The organism is Pseudomonas sp. DCB_AW (assembly GCF_026240895.1).
Lineage (GTDB): Bacteria > Pseudomonadota > Gammaproteobacteria > Pseudomonadales > Pseudomonadaceae > Aquipseudomonas > Aquipseudomonas kermanshahensis.
Genome location: NZ_JAPFCE010000028.1, coordinates 38,699 through 64,231, shown reverse-complemented (window position 1 = coordinate 64,231; position 25,533 = coordinate 38,699). Strand labels below are relative to the sequence as shown.

Here is a 25,533-nt window from a genome sequence, read left to right as displayed (position 1 = left end):
GCCAGTACCCGCCACGAATTTCTGTGGTCTGGACCGGCCTCTTCGCAGCACAAGGCTGCTCCTACAGGGGGCGTGCAAGCCTTGAATTTTGCGCAGTACTAGTGGGTCGTTACCTGCCCAAGGTCATCCCCAGAGGTGTGTTTCAGGTCATCCGTGCGCAGCTTGGCGACATCGCCCGCTTTCACCGCCCCGCCCTGGTTGCCCCAGCTGGTGCGAATGAAGCTCACCACATCAGCGACCTCCTGATCGCTCAGGCGCCAGCCAAACGCTGGCATGGTGAAGCTCGATGGGGCGGTGTGCGTCGCAGGCACCGTGCCACCGGCCAGCACCACATGGATCAGCGAGGTAGCATCGGCGGTCTGCACCACCGGGTTACCGGCCAGTGCCGGGAACACCCGGCTATAGCCGTGGCCATCGGTGCGGTGGCACGCCGCGCAGTTGTCGATGTATACCGACGCCCCGCGCTTGCTGTCATCGCCGTTCCACAGCGCCTCGGCGACCTGCTTGTCATACGCATGCGGCTGGTCATCGGGGTTGCTGGGCGGCAGCGTTTTCAGGTACCGGGCAATGGCCGTCAGGTCAGCCTCGCTCATGTACTGCATGCTGTGCTCGACCACATCGCTCATGCCACCGAACACCGCACTGCGGTCGCTTCGGCCGGTCTTGAGAAACTGCACCAGCTGCGCTTCGCTCCAGCTGCCCAGGCCATCCTTGTGATCACCGCGCAGGCTCTTGGCAATCCAGCCTTCAAGCGGGGCGCTGCCTGCCAGAAACTGCTCGCCATCCTGCGGGCTCAGTGCCTTTTCCTGCATGGTCAGGGCGCGCGGGGTATGGCATGCGCCACAGTGCCCCAGCCCTTCGACCAGATAAGCACCGCGGTTGACGACCGGGTCGGCGGCAGCCGAGGCCTGCCAGGCCTTCACCTGCGGTGCGAACAATCCCCGCCAGATCGCCAACGGCCAGCGCATGCTCAACGGCCAGGGGATGTCCGTCGCCTTGTTCGGCTGCGCAACCGGCTCGACGCCCTGCATGAAGTAGGCATACAACGCGCGCATGTCGTCATCGCTGACGCGTGCATACGAGGGATACGGCATGGCCGGGTACAGCGTGCTGCCGTCCTTGCCGACGCCATGGCGCACGGCCTGGTCGAAGTCTTCGAAGCTGTAGTTGCCGATGCCGCTGGCATCAGGGGTGATATTGGTCGAGTACACCGTGCCGATGGGGGTTTCCATGGGCAGCCCGCCGGCGAATGGCTTGCCGCCTTTGGCCGTGTGGCAGGCCACGCAGTCGCCCGCGCGCGCCAGGTACTCGCCTTGCTTGACCAGCGCGCTGTCCGCCTGGGCTGAAAGGCTTGCACCGCACAGGATGGTGGCGATCAACAGTGTCTTCATGCTCATCGCTCCTCAAGCCTGAACCAGTGGGCCAGGGTTTTTCAGGTACTGCTCACGGATCGCCCGTGCAGACCAGTACGTCAATGCCGCGACCAAACCGGTCGGGTTGTAACCCAACCCCTGCGGGAATGCCGACGCCCCCGGGACGAAAACGTTGTGGACGTCCCAGCTCTGCAGATAGCGGTTAAGCGCACTGGTCTTGGGGTCAGTGCCCATGATTGCGCCACCGTTGAGGTGGGTGGTCTGGTAGCTGGCAGTGTTGAAGTGTTCCTTGACCTTTTTGCCCAACACAGCAATGGACTTCGGGTTCATCGCCTGGGCGATCTTGCTGAGCTTGTCGACCATAAACTGGTTCATCTTGATGTCGTTTTCCTGCCAGTCGAAGGTCATGCGCAGCAACGGTTGGCCAAAGGCGTCCCGGTAGGTCGGGTCCAGGTCCAGGTAGTTGCCACGGTACGACTGGTGCGCGCCATGCGCGTCCATCGAAACCTGGTGGGTGTAGTAGTCGGCCGTGGCCTTCTTCCAGGCGCTGCCCCAGGTGGGCGTGCCGGGCGGGTTGGCAATACCGGCGATCGGGCGGCTGCCCGCCTGGTTGACCCACATGGGTGAACCACCGACAAAACCGTGCGGGCCGTGATCGAAGTTGTCAGCGTTGAAATCATCGATCGCAATGCCGTTACCGCCAGCACCGATGAAGTTGTTGGTGTAGGTGTCCTTGTCGAAGAACGCCTTGACCGTGCCCATGTTCTGGTACGCGAAGTTGCGCCCGACAACGCCTTCGTTCTTGACCGGGTCATAAGGCTTGCCGATGCCGGACAGCAGCATCAGGCGCACGTTGTTGAACTGGAAGGCTGCGAGAATCACCAGGTCCGCCGGTTGCTCCACCTCTCGGCCTTGGGCGTCGATGTAGGTCACGCCCGTGGCTTTGCGCTTGCTGTCATCCAGGTTCACGCGCAGCACATGGGCATTGGCGCGCAGCTCGAAATTCGGCACCTGGCGCAGTGCGGGCAGGATGTTCACGTTGGGCGAGGCTTTGGAGTACATGTAGCACACGTAGCCGCTGCAGAAGCCGCAGAAGTTGCACGGCCCCATTTGCGCACCGTACGGGTTGGTGTAAGGGCCCGACGTGTTGGCCGAAGGCAGGTTGTACGGCTTGTAGCCGAGGCTGGTGGCGGCCTTCTCGAACAGTTTTGCCGACACCACATTTTTTTGTGCGGGCAGCGGGAACGGGTTGGAGCGATCAGCCGCATAGGGGTTGCCGCCCTTCCCTTCACCGACCACCGCGCCGTTCACGGTCCAGGCCTGGCCCGAGGTGCCGAACACCTTCTCGGCAAAATCGAAGTACGGCTCAAGCTCCTGGTAGGTGACGCCGAAGTCCTGGATGGTCATGCCTTCAGGGATGAACGCCTTGCCGTAGCGTTCTTCGTAATGGCTGCGCATGCGCAGCTCGATCGGGTCTACCCGAAAATGTACTCCGGACCAATGCAAGCCCGCGCCGCCCACGCCCTTGCCTGGCAAGAAGGCGCCCAACTGACGGTTGGGCAACGCAACGTCGTTGACGCTGTGACGGATGGTGACGGTCTCTTTCGATACATCGACGAACAGCTTCTTGCGCACGCTGTAGGTCAGCTCATCGATCACCTGCGGGTAGCTGCCCTCAGGGTAGGTGTCCTGCATTGGCCCGCGCTCCAGGGCGACCACCTGCAGCCCCGCTTCGGTCAATTCCTTGGCCATGATCGCGCCGGCCCAGCCGAAGCCCACGATCACGGCGTCTACTTTCTTCAACACATTCGCCATGCTTCAGGCCCTCTCGCCACGGATCGACACTGCCGGGAACGGGTAAGGCTCGTTGCGCTCGACCCAGTCCATGAAGTCTGCCCGTGCACCGGGGAAGCCGATCTGGGTCCAGCCCACCATGCCTTTGTTGCCACCGTGAATCGGGTCGCAGAAGAACCCCTCGCGGGTGTTCTGTACCAGCAAGCTGAAAAACAGCTTGGCCGGCAGCGCGTCGAACACCAGCTCACCGGCTTCGACCTTGGCGAGAATGCGGTCTCGGGTAGCGCTATCTTGCGCAGCAAACACTTGGCCCGAGTTGGCTTTGCACCAGCCGTCCACGGCAGCGATGCCCAGCCGGTAGATTTGTTGCGGGCTGAGTTGCAGCTGGTAGCCCAATTCTGGTGGGGCGTCGGCGTTGAACGGCCCCTGCATGTACCACTGGGCGCCAGTGGCATAGGGGGTATTCATCTGGCGGTCGATGAACTCGGCGGCACCCGCTTCGAGCGCACCTGGGCCCAGTTCGTCCGCAGGGATGATGCGGGCCACGGCCGCTTGCACGAAGGCCCATTCTTCGGCGGTGAAAAAGGTTGGCTGATAATCGCCCGCAGGCGCAGCGACAGGGACCTTAGGCTCCCGCACAGGTTCGGCCAGCAGTTTGCTGGCACCCAGGCCCAGCCCGGTGCTGGCCACGGTGGCGACCGGTATCAAGGTCAAGGTCTTGCGCAGGAATTCCCGGCGCGGATTGTCTGGGGCATGCTCAGGCATTTCAAATCCTCATCAGCGGTAGGGGCGGCCTTGGTTTGCGCCATCTGATTTTTCAATGGGGTACTCGCGCAAGCGGGCGCGTGTAGAAGACAGCCGAATAATCTAGCGCGTTCAGAAATGTTTTGAAACCGGTTTCATTCTTGACTTTATTGATGTTCCGTAAGCGATAAGCCGCCGGCATGGGCATACCCGGCAAGACAATTTTCACATCTGCCTCACTTACTGCTGACATCCGCCTGCCTAAAGTGCGCGCACTCTCAAAGGTTCCGAGCCTCAGGTTCGCATCCGTTGCCCGTGCTCACTGGAGTGACAGCATGCTGCATGGCGTCATCGACACCCCGCCGGCCCTTAAACTCGCCCGGCCCTACCGATTGCCCCGCGCCAAAGCGCTGCTGGTGGCGCTGTGCGTATCGCTCGCGCTGGTGGCTCTCGCTGCCTGGGCAACCGCACGCCCCGCCCTTGCAGACCTTGGCAACCCGCATACGCTGCACAGCAGCGGCTTGCACAGCGCCTGGTCCAAGGGCTCAGTCATTGTGGTTATTCGTCACGCCGAACGCTGCGACCGCTCACGCGGTGCCTGCCTGGACGACCCCACCGGTATTACCTTGGCGGGCAGCCGGGTAGCCGCCGACGTCGGCCAAGGCCTGCACCGCCTTGGCCTGCTTAGTGCAGATGTTTGGGCCAGCCCGGAAGTGCGCACCCGGCAGACCGCGCAGTTCATGTTCGGCAAGGCTATCGCCACCCAGGACTGGCTCAACCAGTGTGACCACACCTTCGCCAGCAATGCCTTCGCCCATAAGCAACCCGGCCGCAACCTCGTGCTGGTCAGCCACAGTGGCTGCCTGGAGCAGGTGGAGCGCCAGCTCAACGTCGACACTGACGCGGACTCCAACCGCTACGCCAGCGCGCTGTTCATCACCCAGGGCGAAGATGGCAAGGCCCGGGTGCTGGGCCAGATGGATGCCAGCCAGTGGCGCAAACTCGCTGATGCCCGGGAAATCTGACCATGCCTGTACCTTCACGCGCCGCCTTCTACCGCAACAACCTGCTGCTACCGCTGCTGCTGGCGGGCATCGTCTTCGTCGCCTTCGACCTGACCGAACTCGACCGCTGGATCAGCAACCTGCTGATCGATCCGGCCACCGGCCAGTTTCCGCTGTTGCACAATCAATGGTTCGAAAAGGTCACCCACAAGTGGCCACGGGTTTTACCGAACTGGACCGGTGAACTGGCCGTGATCGGCTCGCTGCTGTCGTTCGCCTGGCCGCGCCTGGCCAATCACCCGCAATGTGGCCTTACGCGGTGGCTGGAAACCGCCCGAATCGCGCCGGTATTGCGCTTCACGACCCACCACCGTCGCGACTTGTTGTTCGTGGTGGTCGCGTTCGCGCTGTGCACCACGGTCATCCACTACCTGAAAAGCCATACCAGCGTGTACTGCCCGGTGGAAACGACGCTGTACGGCGGCCAGCAGGCGCGGGTCGAGTGGTTCGAGCACTTCTCCTGGCTGGACAAGGCCGGCGATGGCCGATGCTGGCCAGGCGGTCATGCGTCCAGTGGATTCACCTTGCTGGCCCTGTACTTCGTGGCGCTACGCCACCGCTGGATGCATGCGCGCAAGCTGCTGGTGGCGATCCTGTTGCTGGGGTTCGTCTACGGCACCACCCGCGTGCTGCAAGGCTGGCACTACATGTCCCACACCTTCTGGGCAGGGCTGTTCGTCTGGTTCACCACCTGGGCCACTGCCTTGCTGTTCTATGGGCGCCTGGCCCTGCAGGCGCCAAATCACAACCCTGCAAGTCATTGTTCCCCAGTTCATTCGATCAGCTCACTACCCTTGCAAGCCCAGCTTTGCGCCGAGCAAGAGCCGAATCGAGATGCTTGAACACACCCTTCGCCCTTGTTTACCTGCAACCAATTGTTTCTTAACAGAATAGAAATCGAACTTTCCTACACGTTTATAGGACGCTCAGTACTCACCCATGAATTGATTCCTCGTTAGTGTTCAGGCTTCAGCTAAATGCTTGCGTCTGGCCACACGGTCGGCCCATGCCCAGTGCATACGCTGCCTGCCCAAACACGAGGACCAGGAATGTTCAGTGAGCCCGATGGCATTGGTAAAACAGTGCCCACCAACCAGCCAATCCTGCTTGAAGACGCGCGTGGGGAGCAGCCGTCGCATAGCCGTCCACCACGTGAAAGCCCCCCCACTGCGCAAGCTGTCGGCAACACCCTGGAGCCCGCAGGTACTCTCCGTCATCCCCGCCGAAGTTCTCGAGTCGCTCAACGTCATCTTGCAGCAGTAGCGGGCAAGTGCTCGTCATGACCGTACTCAGGCACTTTTGGGGGAATCCGTATGCCTAGCCAATCCGATTTGCGCTTCACCTTCCAGCCGCTGGTTGGCCAGGTTGAGTTTGAAGTGGTTTCGTTCGAGCTCGACGAAGCGATCAGCACACCCTTCCAGTTAAACCTGGAGCTGGTCAGTTACCAAGACGATGTCGATTTTGGCCAGCTGCTCGACAAACCGGTGCTGTTCACCCTCTGGCGGGGAGACGAGCCACTGCGCTACATACACGGCCTGGTCAGCACCTTCAGCCAAGGTGAGACAAGCATTCACCGGACGCGCTACCGCGCCTTGGTCGAACCCACGCTGGCGCGTGCCGGGCTGCGCTCGAACTGGCGCATCTTCCAGAACAAAACCGCCCCGCAGATTCTTGAGCTCATGCTCAAGCGCCAAGGCATCCTTCATTTTGAGCTGCACAGCTGCGGTGACCATGCGGTACGGGAGTTCTGCGTGCAGGCCGGTGAAACCGACCTGGACTTCATCGCCCGCCTGGCAGCCGAAGAAGGCTTTATCTACCGCTTCGAGCACACACCCAAACACCACATGCTGGTCATTACTGATCGGTTGCTTTCGCTGGGTCAGATCAGCCGGGGGGGCATCAAGACCGGTGATGACGATGACATCGACCCCAACTTAGTGCTGTACCACGCCAATAGCGGCGGCGCTCAGGCAAAGCCTTGCCTACGCCGCCTACGCTATAGCGAGCAGGTGCGCACTGCACGACAGGTGCAACGCGACTATACCTTCACCAAACCGGAATACCGCCAAGAACACCGCGCAGAAGCGAGTGGCGTGACGCACCAATCCACCGCGTACGAGCGCTTCGACTACCCCGGCCGCTACAAGCGTGATGCGGTCGGCGTGCCCTTCACCGCCACCCGGATCACCGCGCTGCGCCATGATGCCCGCATTGCCGAAGTGCAAGGCGATGACATGCGCCTGCAACCGGGGCTGAGCTTCACCCTGATCGGGCACCCGCGGCCAGACTTGAACGATCACTGGCGTGTGGTCAACGTGCACCACGAAGGTACCCAGTTCACCAGCCTGCAGGAAGAAGCCGCCAGCGCCAGGCAAGGCACGCGCTACACGCAAGACGCCGTGCTGGTGCCAGGCAAAACCGAGTGGCGCCCGGCGCCGTTGGCCAAGCCACGCATCGACGGCCCGCACATGGCCACCGTCGTCGGTCCAATTGGCGAGGAGATTTATTGCGACCAATGGGGCCGGGTCAAGGTCAGCTTCCCTTGGGACAGGGAGAGCGAAAACAATGAATTCAGCTCCTGCTGGGTGCGGGTGTCGCAAGGCTGGGCCGGTGGCAGCTGGGGCTCGATGGCCATCCCGCGTATTGGCCAGGACGTGATCATCCAGTACGTCAACGCCGACCCGGACCAGCCGATGATCACCGGCCGCACCTACTGCGGCAATCAGCTGCCCCCGTACGACCTGCCCGAGCACAAGACGCGCATGACCATCAAGAGCCAGACCCACAAGGGCGATGGCTTCAACGAACTGCGTTTCGAGGACGAACTGGGTCGCCAGGAGGTGTTCATCCATGCAGAAAGGGACCAGAACAACGTTGTAAAGCATAACGAAACGACGCAGGTCGGCAACGATCGCGCCGAACGGGTCGGACGTGACGAAACGGTTTCGATTGGCCAGGACCGCCGGGAAGACGTCGGCCGGGACGAGTCCGTCAGCATCGGCCAAAATCGGATTCACGACATCGGCAATGACAACAGCTTGAAGATTGGCCGGACGCACACGATCGTCACCGGCCAGGACCGCATCGAGACGGTTGGCAACCAGCGCCAGGACATTACCAAAGCCAACCACACGGTAGAAATTGGTGGCCACCTCGAACAGGTGGTGGGCGGTCATCACCTATTGCAGAGCGGCGAAGCCATCCGGCACACCACCAAGGTTTATGACATACAGGTCAGCGAGAGCCTCACGATCCGGAGCCCAGGCGGGCTGCTGCGAATCGATGGGGCCGGTGTCACGCTGGACGGTGTGGCAGTGGCCTTCAAAGGGCCGATCCACCAGCAGGCAAAGGGCAGCCAACGCACAACCTCGACCGCTGGCATTCCTGAACCCGGCGAGCCCGTTTGCCTAAGTTGTTTGCGGAAAGCGATCACAAACGGCCACACCATGATCCGTATGGCGGGAGCACACTGATGCCCAGCCCATTCGTCAGAGCACTGGTCAAGGTCCTGCGAGTATCCGACCGGTACCGCCTGAGCGCGGTTGTGGAAATGGCCGATCTCTCACCCAAGGCTCGGGAAAACCTGCTCGAGTATTACTCGCAGCGCTGCTGGCCACTGTTGCAGCAAGCCCAGTTCAGCAATTTGCGAGCAGTGGGCCCCTGGCTGTTCGGCTCGCGTCCCGGCTCCGATGTTTCAGCCCAGTACGACTTTAAATGGCAGCTCGAACAAGGTGCAGAGGGCGCGGTATGTGGTTGGATAATCAGCGCATTGCCACCTGCCGAACTCGCCCTGCACTTGAGCCAGGCCAACATCGTCACAGGCGCAGATGGCCATTCGTACCTTATGCGCTACCACACCGCCGCTGCACTGCAAGCGCTCGATAGCCACCGTCACTTGCCTGGGGTGAGCGAATGGTTGGCACCCATCCATCACTGGTGGGCACCTGAAGCACATCCGCACAAGACGCTGTGGTTGCAAATAGCGGGCGGCGACCAACCTCACGCTGCGTACGTCAAGCCGATCACACTGGACGAAGATTGCTGGGCAGCATTGGCCGGCGACCCACTGAGCTACCAACTTGCCGAGGTACTGAAGGACGGTCAGCACTGCCCAGCCTTGGCGGGTGCCTGCCACGGCACGCGCGTCGGCCTGATCCAGCATTACCTCGACCAGGCACGCGAGCAAGGCCTGGCCCGTGAGGAGGATCTCATCACCTATGTACTGATTATGGCTCGCGACGGTGATCAGCTCAACACCTCACCGGCCTGGCAGGAGGCAATCATCGCCACCCGCGAACAGCACACCGCCCTTATCGACAACGTGCAGCGACGCCTGCGCACAAAGGACTAAAACACACGCCCATGGATTCGCTTACTGACACGCTCGACCTGTGCAGACGTATCACATCTGGCTACCGCCCTGCGCTACGCAACAGCCCCGTCGCCGACTGCACCCGCCGCTTCGAACTGCTGCCCTTGCGCTATGCCGCCGTTGGCGGCAATCCGGCACAACGCGCCCGCTTGCCCAAGTTGCCGGGCTACCTCAGCCCCTTTCAGGAGGTGGCTGCGCTGACCCACTCCAGCTACGCCATCCGCCCGCTGCGCGAAGGCTTTCTTTACCTGCTGATCAAACGCCACAGCGCACCGGCGCACGAATGGCACAGCCAGTACCGCGTGGCGCCGAATGGCTCACTGTTGTACATCAGCGCCGACGCCCCATGGGAGCCTGCCCCTAGCGCAGGCAACCTGGAGGACATCATCCGCGACTTCGGCTGGACCATCACGCTCTACGACCTGGACGACATCCAGGAGCTGCGCCCGTTGTTCAGCCCCTCCCCGCTCACGCCGCGCATGCTCGACAACTACCGCCTGCTCGAAGACGAGTACCGCAGCAGCCTGCCCGCGATCGATATCGCAGGGTTCATTCAACCCTCTGACGCGCCGCCACAGCCCCACGTGCTCAAGCACGACCAACTGAACTGGGTAGCCGACTTCAAGGCCCAGGACGACGCAGACCTGCAGGCCCTGCTCGACCTGCAGCCGTTCAACAACGCTCAGATCGTATCCCCGCACGCTTCACGGCAAGCCCTGGCACCGCCCATGAATCAAACCAAGCCGCGCGGCGCCGCTATCGTGATCGAGGATGCCCTCGGCATTACCCAAGAGCTCAATGCCTGGCGCAACGCAGCCGTCGACGAGGTGAAGACCCACTGGCTTCAGCGCGTTGTGGAACCCGGCGTGGACAATGAGCGCAAACTGCTTGTTGCGCAGTCGTTTCTGGAGATCGAAAAGCTCTACCCGCAGATGATGGCCGAGCGCATCGTCAAGCGCGAGGTCATGGCCGAGGCCGTGCGCAAGCAGCCGGTGACGCCTGTGGACTTCTATGGGTTCACCAACCACGCTCGCCAGCAGGCCGATGCACATGACGCACGGATGAAACCTCATCTGGCGCAGTACGAACGCGAAGTCCGGGCCAAGGTTCAGGCCCGCCAGGATGCTGGCGAATTCAGCAAGAAGTTCGACCAGAAGTACGGCCATCTGGTCGACCGCCAAGCCATGCACGATCAGCTCGCAGGCTTCGAGCAAGCGATGCAACAAGCCCAGCAAGCTGCAGAAGACCGCGCCAAAGACCATACCCGATGGCTCCTCAGCGAACGCCTGCTGCAGGCCCTGGACCGTTACGACAATGCCGACCTGATCAATGGCTTGGCCTTTGCTGAGCAAACCGGCCAGTGCGTAATCGGCATGGAGCTCAGCGAGTGGGGCGCGACGGTACTGGACCACTGGTGGCGCAGCGATGTGGCGCATCGGAGCAATCTGGCAATGCGCGGCATCAGCTACAACCAGGATGACATCCGCGAAGCGCTTGCCGCGCTTCTGGAAGCGGCCAAGGCCGAGCCGGCCTCAGAGACATCCTTCACATTGCGTGAGTCGCTCGCCCGGCAGGCGCACATCGCGGCGAATGCCTTCGGGCGCATCAACACGCTATACGAGGAGCTACAAAGCAGAAACAGTACCGCCAGCATCGGCTTGTATGCCTGGTACGTCGCGCTGGGGCGCCAAGTGCTGCGTACCGGGGCACCCAGCAGTGTGGACCGCGCGCTGCACCATGGCCTGCGCCTGACATTGTTCGCCTCGGTACATGAAACGGCCGTCGACATACGCCTGGGCGAAGTGACTCGCAGTGGGCATCCCTTTAACCCACAGCGCAGTGGTGCCCGGGTTGCACGCTATCTGGACCAGGCCTGGGCCGAAGGCCTGATGCAGGCCAAAAACAGCGACTTCTACAAGGTGCGTGCTGCAGGCCTGGTGTGTTTGCTCGAAGGCATGCTGATGGCCTTCAAGGCGCGCGAACTGCCTGACAGTGATGCACGGGTGAAGACCGAACTCTTGGCTGCCGCGATGACTACAGCGGCGGCGGGCTTCGAGATTGGAGCCAGTTATGTGGACCAGGTGGTGACGCGGTATGGCGCGAATAGTGTGACCGGGAGAGGGGCGGCGGCGAGCTTGGGGAGGTTGAAGCTTTGGGGGGGTAGTTTGGCCAGTATCGGCGGGGGGATGCTGGCGTGGTGGGATTTTGTAGATGCGGTTGAGCATTTTAAGAGCAGTCTGGATGGACCTAGGGGACAGATCAGAAAAAAGTCCAGACTCTTGGCTGCTACTTACTTTGTACGAGCAGCGGCGACTGTCACACTTTCACTGGCGGAATTGGGAACGGCAATTGCAATAGCAAAACCACTCTTTGACCATTTATCCCTTAACGCCAAAACTAAGGTCTCAAGGATGCTAGCCAGATCCGCAGGAACGCTTGCCAACCACCTCGGAACGCAAGCCGCCCGCCTAATACTCGCCCGTTTAGTTCTGGGCACCTTTTGGATAGGCTTAGCCCTAACGATATTGATCTATATATTTGAAGATGACAGTTTGGAAAAGTGGTGCAAGCGCAGTAGTTTTCGCATGGGAAAAAGCGCAAATCGATATGACGAACAAGAAGAACTGAAAGCTTTATACTCTGCATTCAGCGAGGCCTCATAATGTATTTGATCGAATGGGGATTCTGGCGGATGGCAACCCAATCAGAATCGGCACGCAAATCGCTCGAACTAGAGATGACTCCGGCAGAGATCCACGCCAATAAAGACTTCTATCAGAGTGACTTAGAGGAAGAGTTACACTTCCAAACCGTCAGCGAAAGGCCTCAAGCAAGAGGCCCAGTTTTTGCTTTTAACGAAATATTTCTAGAAATGCGCTGTGGAGGATCTGAAGAAAAGCGCGGCCTCATTACGCTCGCAACTCTCGGCGGGATTGCTCCGGCCGCCCTTATCTCAATAATCATCACCATTGGTTTCATATGGTTAGACATAACCGACCATGAAACCCGCTCCCCAATTACGATACTCACCACCCTTATAATGTTATCCGCTTCTGTGACCATAATTTACTTATATTCGAAGTATGGCGTTCGTCTAACCAGACTGGAAATGTTGACCAGTCGCCATTTGCTTATTCGCTTCAATCGAAAAACCCAGCAAGTCCACCTCCATCGGCCAAGTTATTGCGGCGGCATCGTAACGTTCCCTTGGAAAACAACCGGAAGCACAGGCATCTACCCTGAGGACGACTCACTCAGCGTAGGCATGAGACTAGGCCTGGTCTGGCACCCCAGCCGTACCGGCCTGCCCCACATGGAAATGGCCCTACTCGGTAAGCAAGGCCAAGGCGGCAGCGAGCTCCGCGACGAATGGGAATTCATCCGCCGCTACATGGAAGAAGGCCCACACGCCGTCCCCCGCCCCCGGCTGAGTACCCAGTTACCCTCCCCAATCCAGGCGTTCAGCGCCCAATTCGAAGGCCTCGGCCGTTTCTTCCGCAAAAGCAGCTGGCTGTTCAAACTCGCCCTGCTCATGGTCTGGCCCGCTTTCGTCATTGTCGGCACCGCGCACTGGGTCAGCCTGCTGCTGTGCTGGCGACCACGCTGGCCGAAGGTGATCCGCGAGGCCGGCTTGCCCGGCAAACCAGTGCCTCCACCCACCACCTTGAGTGACTACCCACCCGACATCCAGGAACGCCTACTCGCCAATGCCGACCGTTGGCAGCTAAAACCCGGCAAGCGCCCTGAGAAAAAACCACGGAAACCGCGCACCTCCAAATTGCCAAAAACACCGACATAAAAGCGGGCTGCACAGGCAAGCGAGTGGGTCGCAACCACCGACCCAATTCCCCAATGCTGGGGGTACCGGGCCCATTGGCAAGCACCGTAAAAGAAACCCACGAAACGGCCGTATCCCCCGTTGTACAAAGCCTGCGAGTCATTTATTTCGGTTTGGCACGCCTATTGCCGATCTCCTCCCAGACGCCCCAAGTCCATGGGCCCGTTTGCAGGAGGAATTGACTCATGCTCCGACCGATACCCCACCCGCTGGCAGTGGCGATTTTCGCCGGCATGCTCCAGATCCCGGCACAGGCTGCATTGAACGCTGTCGACCCCGGCCCCTACAACCTTGCCAATGGCAACTTTGCAGGCTGGTACCAGGACAGTCATGGTCGCACCCTCGACCTGTGCTTGACCAAAGCGGTGAGTTCAAGGGTCGCCGGTGCTCCCGGCGCGCCGGCGTACATGTGCACACTGCTACCCACCCCCGGCGTGTTCGACGACACCCAACCCATCGCCTTCCCCACCAACTTCCCTGACGAAGCCTTCTGGTTCACCGCCGACGCCGCCATCGTCGACGCTGCACGGGGCATCGACTTGAGCTACGGCACGGCCATCGAGGCAGCATTTGCCGCCGAAGAGCCGGTCGAAGGCGACCAGGTCAGCTTCGCCCGGGTGCGTATTCGCGTCGATGTGCCGACCGCAGGCACCTACGTGGTCACCCACCCTTACGGGGTCGAAGTCTTTGACGTACCGGCCGGTGGGCGCCGGGCGATCAACATGACCCGCGACATCGGCATCGCTGGCGCTGGCGACTTCAGCGGCGCGCTCAAAGGCGATGTCGGGCCGTTCCTGCGCAGCGTCAATGGCCCCTACACCGAAGGCAGCGAGCGCTTCATCGGCGACCCGAACCTGGATGAGCGTGTGACCGGCAGCCCGTTCAACACCAACTTCGTGCGCATCGAAGGCCCGGGGGGCATCGACCTGCGGACCGAGCTGTTCTCGATCTCGGGCAAGCTCTCCAATGTCGCCCTGCCCACGCCGCTGATGCCGCAGCGCACCACCTACTCGCGGCGCACCGAGAATGGCGACTTGCACGCCCAGCAAGATGTCTTCGTCATGGCCCCGCCGCCACCGGCCGCCGTCACCCTGACCAGCCAGACGCCAAACCTGAACCTGACCGAAGCCAACGGCACCGGTGCCTGGTACGCCCAGTCGGTACTCAACCCGAATGTGCCCACCACGCTGGTACTGACCGCCGACAACAGCGTGGCCATCCCGACCAGCAGCCTGACCACGGCCAACCTGCCACTGACCGACCTGGTGACCATCACTCAGGCTGAATACCACCTGTCCACCGGGCAACTTACGTTGGTCGCCAGCACCAGTGACGAAACCAGCCCGCCCGCCCTCACCGCCCACACCGGCAACGGCACGTTGCTGGGCAACCTCAGTGGCAACGGCGCGGTGAAGACATTGAGCACATCCCTTTCGCCCATCCCACCGGCCAAGGTGCAAGTCACCAGCGCCAATGGCGGTAGCGACAGCGAAGACGTGGTGCTGGTGCCATGAACAGACAAAGGCTCAGCCCTCAAGGAGGCAGCATGAACACTTGGCCACGCCGTGCGCTGTTCGCCGCCGGTTTCTCCCTCACTGTCACCAGCGCTGCCTTCGCCGCGCTGTCCGATGTCGACCCCGGGCCCTACACCTTCGCCACCGGCGGTTACCCGATGTGGTACAAGGACGGCAACGATCTGTCGCTTGAACTGTGCCAGTCACGCGCCACCAGTTCGCGGGTTGTCGGCGCGCCGGGTGCACCATCCTACATGTGTACCTTGTTGCCGGAGCCGGGCATCTACGACGACGCCTTGCCCCTGGTGTTCCCCGACAACTGGCCACCCGAGATGTTCTGGTTCCTGGCCGAAGCCACCATCCCGGCAGTGGGCAACAGCGGTTATGAGCTGGACGCCTATGTCGCCGGCCTTGAGGCCGCCTTTGCCGCTGAAAACCCGGTGGATGGCGACCAGCAGAGCTTTGCCCGCATCCGCATCCGCGTCTCGGTACCCCGGGCCGGTGTCTACACCATTACTCACCCCTACGGTGTCGAGACGGTCAACGTCACCACCCCTGGCCGGCGCGCGATCAACATCACCCGTGACATCGGCATCGGTGCCCCCGGTAACTTCACCGGTGCGCTCAACGGCGCGCTGGGCCCATGGCTAAGAGGCGCTGGCGGGCCGTACCTGGAGGTCAACCCAGACACCGGCGCCACCGACACCTTCATTGGTGACCCGAACAGGCCCGAGACCGTGGTCGGCAGCCCGTTCAACACCAACTTCATCCGTATCGACGGCCCGCCCGGGCGCATCGAAACGTCGCTGTTCACGTTGTCTGGCAAGGTGCTCGACCAACGTGCGCAAACGCCAGTGACCCTGGAGCGCGCCACCTACTCGCGCAACGGCTCCGGCACCCGTGTGGAGGTGTTCGCCAAGGCCCCGCATGACGCTAGTCTGTGCATGCGCAATGGCCTGGCACTGATCGGCACGCCGCCTTCGCCTTGCCAGTTCAACCTGCTGACAGACAACAACGGGCTGTTCTTCAGCCAGCAGTTCGGCCAGGCCGTGCCGCCCGCCGTGGTGGTGGTGACTGCCAGCAACAGCACTGCAGGCACCCAGCCGACCGCACTGTCGAGCAAGCTGACTGACGTGGTCAAGGTCAGCACCGCACGCTACGACTGGGCCAACAAGCGCCTGTTCATCGAGGCCCGCTCCAGCGACGAAGTGGCCATCCCCGACATGCTCGCCCAAGGCTATGGCCGGATGTCCAAATCGGGCACGTTGCAGAGCCTGACCGTGAATGACCTGGCACAGCCGCCGGCCACTGTCACAGTCAAGTCGGCCCATGGCGGCAGCGATGTGGAACCGGTGATCGTGGTCGGCAATGCGCCGGTCGAGGCGGCCAACCAACCGCCGCTGGCCCAGGCCGATGTCGGCAGCACCAGTGTCGGCATCCCGCTGACTCTCAACCTGCTGCTGAACGACAGCGACCCGGACGGCAACGTACCGCTGGCCATCAGCGACCTGACCCAACCCGGTACCGGCCTTGGCGGCGTCGTGCTCAATGGCACCACCTCGGTCACCTACACCCCACCCGCCGGTGCCACGCAACCGCTGGTGGCCACCTTCAACTACCGGGCGGTGGATGCCAAAGGCCTGAAGTCGGAACCGGCCACGGTGACCATCAACGTTGCGCCCAACCAGGCGCCAACGGCCAACCCGGAAACGGTCGCCACCCTGGGCGTGCCGCTGACCATCAACGTGCTGGCCAACGACACCGACCCGGAAGGCAACCTGCCGTTGACCGTTGCCGCCGTCACACAACCCGCTGCCGGCCGAGGCACCGTCAGCACCGATGGCACGACGGTGACCTACACCCCACCGGCCACGGTGACGGCGGCCTTTACCACCACCTTCACCTACCAGGTGCGTGACTCGCTGGGGGCGCTGTCCAACGCCGGCACCGTCACGGTCAACGTGTCGCCACGCCCAGCCGCCGAGACCTTTGCGGTCACCGCAGCCACGGTCACGGCACGCTCCAACAACCGGTACAACTGGGACATCAGCGGCACCTCGTCGGTGACCACCGGCAACGTTGTGACCGTACGTGTCACCACCACCACCGGCGTGCAAACCCTGGGCACCACTACCGTACCGGTCACCGGGCGCTGGCGCCTGGCGGTCAGCAACAGCACCACGGTGATCCCGACCGCCGCGCCGACGGCGACCATCACCACCAGCCCAGGGACCACACGCACCGTCAACGTCGTCGTGCAGTAGAAGGCGGGAGAACGCCATGAAATGCCTGTATCCACTGTTGCTCTGCCTGGCCCTGGCGGGCCAGGCCAGCTGGGCCGAGGACCTGATGGACAACGCCGACCTTGCGGCCGGCAATGACCTCGGTGACCCGGTGATCATCCGCCTGTTACCGGTCGGCGCCGGCCAGGCAGCGGTGATCGAGCAGCAAGGCACGGGCAACCGCGCCGCCCTCGACCAGAACGGCCAGGCCCTGCTGGGCCGCATCGTCCAGGCCGGGGGCGCGCAAGAGGCGTACATCCTGCAAGAAGGTAGTGACCTGATGGCCAGCATCAGCCAGCAGGGATATGGCAACAGCGCGTCGATCCGCCAGAGCGGCAGCAGCAACAGCGCTGCCATCGACCAGATCGGCAACAACAACAGCGCCAACATCGTGCAGTCCGGCACGGGCCTCAACAGCTCCGTGACCCAAGCCGGCAATGGCCAGCATGTTCAGATCACCCAATACCGATAGACCTGGAGGCACCACCATGTTCAAGCTCGCTCCCCTCAGTGCCGCTATCGTCCTTGCCCTTGCAGGCCAGGTCATGGCTGCCGACAGCACCTCGACCCAGACCCAAGACGGCAAGGAAAACATTGCCGAAGTGACCCAGACCCTCGCGCCGTTCGCCTCGGCCACCCAGTCGCAGACCGGCAAGGGCCACAATCACCTGGCGGTGCAGGCCAACAGCACCAGCGATATCCAACAAAGCGCCACCGGCTCATACAACGCAGGCTACGCCGAGCAGTTGTTCGAAAATGGCAGCCAGATCACCCAGCAGGCCGGAGGTAGCTATAACGATGCCTTCGCCAGCCAGTCGCTGGGCGAGAACAACCAGTCGCTGCAGACCCAGCAAGGCACTGAAAACCGCTCGACCGTGTGGCAGGACAGCCAGCTGGGCAGCCAGGCCACCACCCAGCAGTCCGGCCAGCGCAACGAAGCCTTCGTCGAGCAGACCTTCGGCGGCAGCAATAACCAGAGCATGATCATCCAGGCAGGCGCCGACAACTACGCCGCCGCCGAGCACCTGACGCATAACGACGGCAACATCCAGATCTACCAGGACGGCAAGGAAAACTGGGCTTACGGCGACCAGCGCGACGGCGAGGGTGGCACCATCGGCCTCAGCCAGACCGGTACCGGCAACTCGGTGGAGGTCTGGCAAGACACGCAAGTCGGCAGCCAGGCCAACGTCACCCAGACCGGCCAGCTCAACGAAGGCTACATCGACCAAAGCTTCGGCGACGCTAACAAGGCCACCCTCACGCAAAAAGGCAAGGCCAACGCCAGCTGGTCGGACCAGTTCGAGAGCAACAACTCGACCACCACCATTTCGCAGACCGGTAACAACAACCTGCACTACACCTACCAGAACGGCGAAAACCTGAACTTGACCGTGACCACCCAAGGCAACGGCAACAAGATCACCGCCAGCAACTGGAAAGGCGACAAGATGGGCGGCCAGTTCGGCGTCAACCAGACGGCCGTGATCAACCAGTACGGTAACGGCAACGGCGTCAACCTGACGCAGAACGGCGACAACCACCTGGCCACGCTGAACCAGACCGGCAACAACAACGCGATGCAGACCAAGCAGGCCGACAGCAACAACGAACTGTTCTTCGAGCAGAACGGCACCGACAACATCCTGGTCGCCGACCAGCGCGGTACCGACAACTATGCCTTCGGCAGCAGCGAGGGCACCGGCAACGTCATCAACCTGGACCAGTCCGGCTATAGCAACCAGAGCTACACCAACCAGCTCTACGGCAGTGGCAACGAGGCCACCATCAAGCAGGCCGACAGCATCAACGTCGCCTACGTGACCCAGGGTGGCCAGGGCAACAAGGCGTTCGTCGACCAGAGCGGCATGGCGCAAACCGCCACCATCAGCCAGCTGGGCAGCGCGAACATGGCCACTGTGACCCAAAAATAACCTGCTCCCCCCTTGAACCGCGGTGCTCACTCTCCCTGGTGCCGCGGTTCCTTTTTTATTGTTTCCCTGCTACCTCACCGCCCTTTGTAGGAGCAGCCTTGTGCTGCGAAGAGGCCGGTGAAAACACAGTAAATTTGCGCTGCTATCACCGGCCTCTTCGCAGCACAAGGCTGCTCCTACACGGGGAGCGCATGAGCCGGGGTAGAATGGAACACCGTAAGCCTGGTGCTGCTTCCATGATCCAGTCCGACCTCGACCTGTTCGGCCCCCAGCCGCAACGCCTGGCGAGCCATACCGTGCTGCTGCCCGGCTTCGCCCTGGCCGAGCTCGAGGCCTTGCTAGACGCTTTGCGCACGGTGCTGCGCGCCGCGCCGTTCCGGCACATGCACACGCCCGGTGGCCTGCACATGGCTGTCGCACTGACCAATTGCGGGGCACTGGGCTGGGTCAGTGACGAGCACGGCTACCGCTACACCCTGACCGACCCGCAGAGTGGCCAACCCTGGCCTGCGCTACCGCCGGTGCTGCTCGGCTTGGCAAACCGCGCTGCGGCCGTCGCCGGTTTCGACGACTTCGTGCCCGACGCTTGCCTAGTCAACCACTACTTGCCAGGCACCCGTTTGAGCTTGCACCAGGACCGTAACGAGCAGGACTTCAGCCAGCCGATCGTGTCGATTTCACTGGGCTTGCCCGCAGTGTTCCTGCTGGGCGGGCTGCAGCGTTCGGACAAGACCCAGCGTGTGCCGTTGAGCCATGGCGATGTGCTGGTGTGGGGCGGTGAGGATCGCTTGCGCTTTCATGGCGTGCTGCCCATCAAACCCGGCGTGCATCCGCGCATGGGCGAACGGCGGATCAACCTGACCCTGCGCAAAGCGGGCTGATCAGGTAAAAACTTGAACATCCGGGCCTGAAAGGCTTCTAAAGAGGAGCCGCGTCAGCTTTCACAAGGAGCCCATGCCCATGAAAATGCCCGGCCGCGCACCCAATACCTTTGTGCAGCTGGATTACGTACGCGATACGTTGTTCGGCCCGGTCGCCCAGAGCGTGGAATGCCAATGCCAACTCGCCGCCCTCAACCTGCAGGGCCGCCCTGCCCTGCGCTTGCACATCTGCCCGCCGCTGCCCGACAAGGTCGATCGCGCCCACAGCGTGGCGTTCGTCTGGGATGGCCGCACCTACCGCGGGGTGGTGCGTGACCAGGGCAAATGTGGCGATGGCGGGCTGAACCTCCTGCTGGAGCTGCAATAAGGTGATCAACGGCGATCAAATGCGCTGAACCTGCCCGCAACGGCGCGTCTCCATAGAAAAGAGCCCACGCCTTCTGGAGACCGTCATGAACAGTCCACTGCTCAAGCTCTTCACCCGCCCGTCCGATGCCTGGATGGAGATACGCCGCGCCGAAGAGGACCATCCGCAGCAATACCTGCCTCGGCTGCTAGCCCTGGCGCTGATCCCTGCCATTTGCCTGTTTGTCGGCACCACCACGTTCGGCTGGAGCCTGGCCGCCGAAGAACGCGTGCGCCTGAGCATTGGCAGCGCGGCGCAGTTGGCAGGCCTGCTGTACGCAGCCACAGTGGTCGGGGTCATGATCATGGGCGTGATGATCCGCTGGATGTCACGCGGCTTCGATGCGCAACCCAGCCTGCAGCAATGCATCGGCTTTGCCGCTTACTGCGCCACGCCGTGGTTTTTCGCGGGGGTGGTCGGGTTGCTGCCGATTCGCTGGCTGGCGCTGACTGCGCTATTGGCTGCTTCGGCTTATGCCAGCGTGCTGCTGTTTGGCGGGCTGCAGACGTTTCTGCGGTTACGCAAGGAGCAGGCCATGCTGTTCGCCGCCTGTGTGTGGGGGGTTGGACTATTGGTGCTGGTGACCATCCTGGTGTCGATGATCCTGTTCTGGTTCAACGGCCTGATGCCGGAATATGTGCGCCCGGCCAGCCTCGGCTGACCGGGACACAAGGTGCAGGCTCAGGCAATCGCCCTTATTGGCGTGGTCGGCTTGTCACGCAGCGCATGCAGCTGCGAAACCAGGTTCACCACGTCGCGGCAACTGTTGAGGTCCTGCAGCGCAACGCCTGTCAGGGTAACGCCCGCTTCGAGGCGCTGCCCCTGGCCCAGGCGGATGGTCAGGTGGGCGCCATCCGCGCAACTGACCTCGCAGCGATCAGGCAGGCAGGCTTGCTCGATCATTTGCCGCATCTCTAGCATTGAAACGCCTATCAACGACATTGTACGACCCTCTCTGTACTGGATGGCCTGTTGTTTAGGTACGCCTTTGCCAGGCATGGTGCCAATTGATATTGCGCATGCTCAGGCGGCCGTCCATGCGCCGGAGCAATGATGGTGCGCGGGATCATCTAGCACCTTAGTGGAAGATCGCAGGCCAGCCAGGGCTGTTCGATCGGCTGCACAGAGTTGACGACGAGCGGTCTCAGCTGCCCTCGGCCTGCATCTGCCCGAACCGGCCGGCATGGAAGTCGTCGAACGACTCAGCGATTTCTGCCTGGCTGTTCATCACGAATGGGCCATAGCCAACGATCGGCTCATCGATCGGCTCACCGCTGAGCAGCAGCACACTGGCGCCTTCCAGCGCCTCGAGCACAATGTCCTCACCCCCACGCTCGAGCAATACCAGGCTGGTTGGCCCGGCTTCCCGTTCACCGTTGACCCGCACAGTCCCGCGCAGCACCACCAAGGCGGCGTTGCGCCCTGCGGCTACGGGCAGTTGCAAAGTCGCTTGAGCATTCAGGCGCAAATCCCAGACATCCATCGCGGTGAAAGTCCGCGCAGGGCCTTGGTGGCCTTGGAATTCACCCGCGATCACCCGCAGGCTGCCACGCTGGTCATCCAGCGCCACCACCGGGATATCCGTGGCAAGCAACGTCTGGTAACCCGCCGCGGCGCGCTTGTCACGTGCGGGCAGGTTGACCCACAGCTGGACCATTTCGAGTGTGCCACCCGTGCGGGCGAATGCCGGCGAATGGAATTCTTCATGGACAATGCCATTGGCCGCCGTCATCCATTGCACGTCGCCGGGGCCGATCAAGCCACCGGCCCCCGTGGAATCGCGGTGTTCGAGCTCGCCTTGGTAGACGATGGTCACCGTTTCGAAACCACGGTGCGGGTGCTGGCCGACGCCGCGTCGGTCACGTGTACGGGTGAAGTCGTGCGGGCCGGCGTAGTCCAGCAGCAAGAACGGGCTGATCTGGCGGGCCAGGTCGTCGTAGGTGAACAGGCTGCGCACCGGGAAGCCATCGCCTACCCAGTGGGCGTGGGGGCTGCGGTGAATACCCAGAATCTTTTTCATGAGAAGTCTCCTCTCTTGGCTGGGATCACCTTACCAATGATGCCAATAAGCCGGTAGGCAGCTTAAATAGCATGCATCGTCTCACCTATGGAACGACAACGTCACGGTTGCAGGAAGGCCAACACCTGCTCGGCGGCCATGGCCGGGTCCTCCTGCATGAAGCAGTGCCCACCGGCGACCTGCCGCGCGCTCACGTTGGGGTTCAGCGCCGCCAGGCGTTTGACCGAATGCGGCACGAAGGGATAGGTCTGTTCGCCATACAGCACCCGCGTCGGTGTGTGGATCGCGGCCAGGTTTGCCCACATGCGCTTGGGGAACGAACTGAAAATTTCCACCTCGCGGCTGGGCCGGCACTTGAGCACTACCGCCTCGCCACAATCGCCAATGGCATGCTCCACATAGGCCATCATTGCCGCATCGGTCCAGCCTTTGAAAATGCCGCGCCCCTGCAGCGAGGCCAGTGCCGCCTCACGATCAGGCCAATGGCTGCGGCGGTTGGCCGCCTTGCGCGCCAAGGCATGGCGCTGATGCAGGCCGACCAGCGCAGCCGCGCCCATCACACCGATCATACGGCGGCTGAACAGCACCGGGTCAAGTAGTATGGCCCGCTCGAACAGCGTGGGTGCGCTGGCCAGGATCAGCCCCGTGAGCACGCCACCAAAGCTGTGCCCGAGGGCAAAGCGTGGCACCTCGCCATACTCGCCACGCCCGCTTTCGAACGCCTCCACCGCCAATTCAGCGGTGCGGTTCCACCCGCGAAACACGCCGCCATGGTCGCTGTCGCCGTGGCCTTGCACATCGCACAGCCACAGGTCGAAATGCTCGCCCAGGCGCATCAGCAACGGCTGGTACGCCAGGCAGCAGAAGCCGTTGCCGTGCAGAAAATGCAGCAAAGGCTTGCCACTGGCGGGTGTGCGCCACCCGCGCAAGGTGAAGCCTTCGGGGCATAGGTGTGACCAGGGGATCAACTGCATCGGCTTGCTGTACTCATCGGTCTATGAAAACGCCGATTCTACAAACAGCAGCGGGTAGAGTGAAATCACCAGCAGCAAGGCCATCAGGACATTGAACAGCATCAGCCAGCGCGGGTTCTGCAACAGGTTGCGCAAAGCGCTGCCAAACATGACCCAAACCCCGACGCTGGGCAGGTTGACCAGGGCGAACAGCGCGGCGATGACAACCACGTTCATCACGTAGCCCTGGGCCGGTGTATAGGTAGTGATGGCCCCCACCGCCATCACCCAGGCCTTGGGGTTGACCCACTGGAACGCGGCGGCGCCCCAGAACCCCAGCGGCTTGCGGGCCTTGGCCGAATCCGTGCCGATTGGCCCCGAGGTCGCGATTTTCCACGCCAGGTACAGCAAGTAGGCCGCGCCGGTGTAACGCAGCACGGTGTACAACGGCGGCCAGGCCTTGAACACCTCGCCCAGGCCCAAACCGACGGCCAGCACCATGACCATGAAGCCAAGGCTGATGCCCATGGCGTGCGGGATCGAGCGACGCACGCCGAAGTTCACACCCGAGGCCAGCAGCATGGTGTTGTTCGGCCCCGGGGTGATGGAGGATACGAAGGCAAACAGCACGAACGCTGTAAGCAGGTCGGCAGAGGCAAGCATGGCAGGCATTCCACAATCATTATTGGTGCTGTCACACTAACGGAGTCGCCCTGCCTTGCGACCGGTACAGTTTTGCTAAATTAAATAGATACAAATACTGTACCGATCTCATCCCGTTCAAGGAAGCCCGCCCCATGAGCCTCACTATCCGCCCCGCGGTGCGTACCGACGCCGCGCAGATTCTTGCCTTCATCACTGAGCTTGCCGACTACGAACGTGCGCGCCACGAGGTGATCGCCTCGGTTGCCGATATCGAGCGCAGCCTGTTCGACGAGGGCAGTACAGTGCACAGCCTGATCTGCGAGCGGGATGGCCAGGCGATCGGTTTTGCCGTGTATTTCTACAGTTACTCGACGTGGCTGGGGCGTAACGGGATTTATTTGGAAGACTTGTACGTCACGCCCGAGCAGCGCGGCGATGGTGCCGGGCGCACATTGCTGCGGCACATTGCCCGCGAGGCTGTGGAGAACGGCTGCGGGCGCCTGGAATGGAGTGTGCTGGACTGGAACGAACCCGCGATCGGGTTCTACCAGTCGCTGGGGGCCGAAGCGCAGGCTGAGTGGGTTAAATATCGACTGGATGGCAAGAAGCTGTTGGCGTTTGCCCAGGGTTGACCCCAAATACCGCCGAAATCCCCCCTGTAGGAGCAGCCTCGTGCTGCGAAGAGGCCCGTCTCGCCACAATAATTCTATGGACCTTACCGGCCTCTTCGTAGCACAAGGCTGCTCCTACAGGTCAATGAAAGCCGAACGTTGCGTTTGGCTCAGTTCCGTCGCCACACCGCCCCGGCAATATCCACCCGCTTGGGCAGTACCTTGTTCTGGAAAAACAGCTCCGCCGTGCGCTGCTGCGCTGCCACGATCTCATCGCTCACCGGTATCACCGGCGACGCCGGCCGATGGCTGAAGCTGCGCCGCACCACCGCCTCCGGCAAGCCCATGAACTGTGCAAGCAACTGGATGCTCCCGGCTTCGTCACTGCGCGTGAGCGCCTCGGCCTGGCTGATCACATCGAGTAGCTGACCGACAAACGCCCCGTTGGCCTCGACGTACTCACGCGCCCCCAGCATGAAAGGCCCGATCAAGCCCAGCCCTTGGCCATCGGCCAACAGCCGCGCTTTGCCCTCCAGGTCGATGGCCGAATAGAACGGGTCCCAGATCGCCCAGGCGTCCACGCTGCCGCGCTCGAACGCCGCACGCGCATCGGCAGGTGCCAGGTACACCGGCTGCACATCGCGGATGCTCAACCCGGCCTTGGCCAGGCTGCGCAGCAACAGGTTGTGCGCACTCGAACCTTTCTGCAGGGCAACCCGCTTACCCTTGAGGTCGCCGATGGTGCCCACCGGGCTGTCTTTCGGTACCAGAATCACCTCAGCCTGCGGCTTGGGCGGTTCAGCGCCGATGTACAGCAGGTCGGCGCCGGCCGCCTGGGCGAAGATCGGCGGAATATCACCGGTCGAACCGATGTCGAGGCTGCCAATGTTCAAGGCTTCTAGCATTTGCGGGCCGGCCGGAAACTCGATCCACTCAACCTGGGTGTGAGTAAAGCGCTGCTCCAGAAGGCGATGCTGCTTGGCCAGGACCAGGCTGATCGAGCCCTTCTGGTAGCCAATGCGCAACGTCGCAGGGTCTGCCGCCTGGGCAGCACCGGCCAAGCTCAGCAGTAACAGGACGGCAAGGCGTAGCACACGCATGG

General features: G+C 62.2%; 22 protein-coding genes. 14 read left to right on the top strand and 8 right to left on the bottom strand.

Features of this window, described 5'->3' with window-relative positions; genetic code table 11:
- Positions 1 to 98: 98 nt before the first annotated feature.
- Genes OO306_RS16550 through OO306_RS16540 form a run of 3 tightly spaced genes read right to left on the bottom strand, consistent with a single transcriptional unit; the run spans position 99 to position 3,932 of the window.
- Positions 99 to 1,391: a cytochrome c gene (locus tag OO306_RS16550; protein WP_265969373.1), complete on the bottom strand. Its 1,293-nt coding sequence runs from the start codon at positions 1,389 to 1,391 to the stop codon at positions 99 to 101.
- Positions 1,392 to 1,403: 12 nt separating this feature from the next.
- The gene (locus tag OO306_RS16545; RefSeq protein ID WP_265969372.1) at positions 1,404 to 3,188 is read right to left on the bottom strand and encodes a GMC family oxidoreductase; all 1,785 of its coding nucleotides are present in this window, start codon (positions 3,186 to 3,188) and stop codon (positions 1,404 to 1,406) included.
- A gap of 3 nt (positions 3,189 to 3,191) precedes the next feature.
- A complete protein-coding gene (locus OO306_RS16540) occupies positions 3,192 to 3,932 on the bottom strand; it encodes a gluconate 2-dehydrogenase subunit 3 family protein (RefSeq protein ID WP_265969370.1) in 741 nt (246 codons plus the stop codon).
- A 314-nt stretch (positions 3,933 to 4,246) separates the two neighbouring features.
- On the opposite strand from OO306_RS16540, the gene OO306_RS16535 reads away from it, so the two are divergent.
- From OO306_RS16535 to OO306_RS16475, 13 genes are all read left to right on the top strand, one after another.
- A complete protein-coding gene (locus OO306_RS16535) occupies positions 4,247 to 4,936 on the top strand; it encodes a histidine phosphatase family protein (protein ID WP_265969368.1) in 690 nt (229 codons plus the stop codon).
- A 2-nt stretch (positions 4,937 to 4,938) separates the two neighbouring features.
- Positions 4,939 to 5,817, top strand: a complete 879-nt coding sequence (locus OO306_RS16530) for a phosphatase PAP2 family protein (protein ID WP_265969367.1) — start codon at positions 4,939 to 4,941, stop codon at positions 5,815 to 5,817.
- A gap of 471 nt (positions 5,818 to 6,288) precedes the next feature.
- Positions 6,289 to 8,448 (top strand): type VI secretion system Vgr family protein, encoded by a 2,160-nt coding sequence (locus OO306_RS16525; RefSeq protein ID WP_265969366.1) that lies wholly within the window; start codon positions 6,289 to 6,291, stop codon positions 8,446 to 8,448.
- Complete coding sequence (locus OO306_RS16520; protein WP_265969365.1) at positions 8,448 to 9,326, top strand: DUF4123 domain-containing protein; 879 nt, start codon at positions 8,448 to 8,450, stop codon at positions 9,324 to 9,326. Before OO306_RS16525 ends, OO306_RS16520 begins: the two co-directional genes overlap by 1 nt.
- Positions 9,327 to 9,337: 11 nt before the next feature.
- The gene (locus OO306_RS16515) at positions 9,338 to 12,010 is read left to right on the top strand and encodes a T6SS effector BTH_I2691 family protein (protein ID WP_265969364.1); all 2,673 of its coding nucleotides are present in this window, start codon (positions 9,338 to 9,340) and stop codon (positions 12,008 to 12,010) included.
- Positions 12,010 to 13,146 (top strand): DUF6708 domain-containing protein, encoded by a 1,137-nt coding sequence (locus tag OO306_RS16510; protein WP_265969363.1) that lies wholly within the window; start codon positions 12,010 to 12,012, stop codon positions 13,144 to 13,146. Before OO306_RS16515 ends, OO306_RS16510 begins: the two co-directional genes overlap by 1 nt.
- 224 nt (positions 13,147 to 13,370) lie before the next feature.
- Positions 13,371 to 14,699, top strand: coding sequence for a hypothetical protein (locus tag OO306_RS16505; RefSeq protein WP_265969362.1), 1,329 nt, complete (start codon positions 13,371 to 13,373; stop codon positions 14,697 to 14,699).
- Positions 14,700 to 14,731: 32 nt separating this feature from the next.
- Complete coding sequence (locus OO306_RS16500; RefSeq protein ID WP_265969361.1) at positions 14,732 to 16,963, top strand: Ig-like domain-containing protein; 2,232 nt, start codon at positions 14,732 to 14,734, stop codon at positions 16,961 to 16,963.
- A 16-nt stretch (positions 16,964 to 16,979) separates the two neighbouring features.
- Entirely contained in the window at positions 16,980 to 17,453 is a 474-nt protein-coding gene (locus OO306_RS16495) for a curlin (RefSeq protein WP_027593362.1), read from the top strand.
- A 16-nt stretch (positions 17,454 to 17,469) separates the two neighbouring features.
- Positions 17,470 to 18,915 (top strand): curlin, encoded by a 1,446-nt coding sequence (locus OO306_RS16490; RefSeq protein ID WP_238213878.1) that lies wholly within the window; start codon positions 17,470 to 17,472, stop codon positions 18,913 to 18,915.
- A gap of 236 nt (positions 18,916 to 19,151) precedes the next feature.
- Entirely contained in the window at positions 19,152 to 19,796 is a 645-nt protein-coding gene (gene alkB, locus OO306_RS16485; RefSeq protein ID WP_265969360.1) for a DNA oxidative demethylase AlkB, read from the top strand.
- Positions 19,797 to 19,875: 79 nt separating this feature from the next.
- On the top strand, positions 19,876 to 20,163 hold the full coding sequence (locus tag OO306_RS16480; RefSeq protein ID WP_027593365.1) for a hypothetical protein: 288 nt from the start codon (positions 19,876 to 19,878) through the stop codon (positions 20,161 to 20,163).
- Positions 20,164 to 20,248: 85 nt separating this feature from the next.
- Entirely contained in the window at positions 20,249 to 20,863 is a 615-nt protein-coding gene (locus OO306_RS16475; protein WP_027593366.1) for a Yip1 family protein, read from the top strand.
- A gap of 20 nt (positions 20,864 to 20,883) precedes the next feature.
- Here OO306_RS16475 and OO306_RS16470 read toward each other — a convergent pair whose 3' ends face one another.
- From OO306_RS16470 to OO306_RS16455, 4 genes are all read right to left on the bottom strand, one after another.
- Positions 20,884 to 21,144, bottom strand: coding sequence for a DUF1652 domain-containing protein (locus OO306_RS16470; protein ID WP_027593367.1), 261 nt, complete (start codon positions 21,142 to 21,144; stop codon positions 20,884 to 20,886).
- Positions 21,145 to 21,346: 202 nt separating this feature from the next.
- Positions 21,347 to 22,222, bottom strand: a complete 876-nt coding sequence (locus OO306_RS16465) for a pirin family protein (protein ID WP_265969359.1) — start codon at positions 22,220 to 22,222, stop codon at positions 21,347 to 21,349.
- A gap of 101 nt (positions 22,223 to 22,323) precedes the next feature.
- On the bottom strand, positions 22,324 to 23,196 hold the full coding sequence (locus OO306_RS16460; protein ID WP_265969358.1) for an alpha/beta fold hydrolase: 873 nt from the start codon (positions 23,194 to 23,196) through the stop codon (positions 22,324 to 22,326).
- Positions 23,197 to 23,217: 21 nt separating this feature from the next.
- A complete protein-coding gene (locus tag OO306_RS16455) occupies positions 23,218 to 23,847 on the bottom strand; it encodes a LysE family translocator (protein WP_172960357.1) in 630 nt (209 codons plus the stop codon).
- Positions 23,848 to 23,972: 125 nt separating this feature from the next.
- On the opposite strand from OO306_RS16455, the gene OO306_RS16450 reads away from it, so the two are divergent.
- The gene (locus tag OO306_RS16450; protein WP_099429240.1) at positions 23,973 to 24,452 is read left to right on the top strand and encodes a GNAT family N-acetyltransferase; all 480 of its coding nucleotides are present in this window, start codon (positions 23,973 to 23,975) and stop codon (positions 24,450 to 24,452) included.
- A gap of 149 nt (positions 24,453 to 24,601) precedes the next feature.
- On the opposite strand, the gene OO306_RS16445 is transcribed toward OO306_RS16450, so the two are convergent.
- Positions 24,602 to 25,531, bottom strand: coding sequence for an aliphatic sulfonate ABC transporter substrate-binding protein (locus tag OO306_RS16445; protein ID WP_265969357.1), 930 nt, complete (start codon positions 25,529 to 25,531; stop codon positions 24,602 to 24,604).
- Between the last annotated feature and the right edge of the window lie 2 nt (positions 25,532 to 25,533).

Excerpts from the sequence above, each read along its gene's own strand:
- OO306_RS16465 (WP_265969359.1), bottom strand. The coding sequence starts at position 22,222 with ATGAAAAAGATTCTGGGTATTCACCGCAGCCCCCACGCCCACTGGGTA.
- OO306_RS16455 (WP_172960357.1), bottom strand. The coding sequence starts at position 23,847 with ATGCCTGCCATGCTTGCCTCTGCCGACCTGCTTACAGCGTTCGTGCTG.
- OO306_RS16530 (WP_265969367.1), top strand. The coding sequence starts at position 4,939 with ATGCCTGTACCTTCACGCGCCGCCTTCTACCGCAACAACCTGCTGCTA.
- OO306_RS16505 (WP_265969362.1), top strand. The coding sequence starts at position 13,371 with ATGCTCCGACCGATACCCCACCCGCTGGCAGTGGCGATTTTCGCCGGC.
- alkB (WP_265969360.1), top strand. The coding sequence starts at position 19,152 with ATGATCCAGTCCGACCTCGACCTGTTCGGCCCCCAGCCGCAACGCCTG.
- OO306_RS16535 (WP_265969368.1), top strand. The coding sequence starts at position 4,247 with ATGCTGCATGGCGTCATCGACACCCCGCCGGCCCTTAAACTCGCCCGG.
- OO306_RS16540 (WP_265969370.1), bottom strand. The coding sequence starts at position 3,932 with ATGCCTGAGCATGCCCCAGACAATCCGCGCCGGGAATTCCTGCGCAAG.
- OO306_RS16520 (WP_265969365.1), top strand. The coding sequence starts at position 8,448 with ATGCCCAGCCCATTCGTCAGAGCACTGGTCAAGGTCCTGCGAGTATCC.
- OO306_RS16515 (WP_265969364.1), top strand. The coding sequence starts at position 9,338 with ATGGATTCGCTTACTGACACGCTCGACCTGTGCAGACGTATCACATCT.
- OO306_RS16460 (WP_265969358.1), bottom strand. The coding sequence starts at position 23,196 with ATGCAGTTGATCCCCTGGTCACACCTATGCCCCGAAGGCTTCACCTTG.
- OO306_RS16550 (WP_265969373.1), bottom strand. The coding sequence starts at position 1,391 with ATGAAGACACTGTTGATCGCCACCATCCTGTGCGGTGCAAGCCTTTCA.
- OO306_RS16500 (WP_265969361.1), top strand. The coding sequence starts at position 14,732 with ATGAACACTTGGCCACGCCGTGCGCTGTTCGCCGCCGGTTTCTCCCTC.
- OO306_RS16495 (WP_027593362.1), top strand. The coding sequence starts at position 16,980 with ATGAAATGCCTGTATCCACTGTTGCTCTGCCTGGCCCTGGCGGGCCAG.
- OO306_RS16545 (WP_265969372.1), bottom strand. The coding sequence starts at position 3,188 with ATGGCGAATGTGTTGAAGAAAGTAGACGCCGTGATCGTGGGCTTCGGC.
- OO306_RS16480 (WP_027593365.1), top strand. The coding sequence starts at position 19,876 with ATGAAAATGCCCGGCCGCGCACCCAATACCTTTGTGCAGCTGGATTAC.
- OO306_RS16490 (WP_238213878.1), top strand. The coding sequence starts at position 17,470 with ATGTTCAAGCTCGCTCCCCTCAGTGCCGCTATCGTCCTTGCCCTTGCA.
- OO306_RS16475 (WP_027593366.1), top strand. The coding sequence starts at position 20,249 with ATGAACAGTCCACTGCTCAAGCTCTTCACCCGCCCGTCCGATGCCTGG.
- OO306_RS16470 (WP_027593367.1), bottom strand. The coding sequence starts at position 21,144 with ATGTCGTTGATAGGCGTTTCAATGCTAGAGATGCGGCAAATGATCGAG.
- OO306_RS16525 (WP_265969366.1), top strand. The coding sequence starts at position 6,289 with ATGCCTAGCCAATCCGATTTGCGCTTCACCTTCCAGCCGCTGGTTGGC.
- OO306_RS16450 (WP_099429240.1), top strand. The coding sequence starts at position 23,973 with ATGAGCCTCACTATCCGCCCCGCGGTGCGTACCGACGCCGCGCAGATT.
- OO306_RS16510 (WP_265969363.1), top strand. The coding sequence starts at position 12,010 with ATGTATTTGATCGAATGGGGATTCTGGCGGATGGCAACCCAATCAGAA.
- OO306_RS16445 (WP_265969357.1), bottom strand. The coding sequence starts at position 25,531 with ATGCGTGTGCTACGCCTTGCCGTCCTGTTACTGCTGAGCTTGGCCGGT.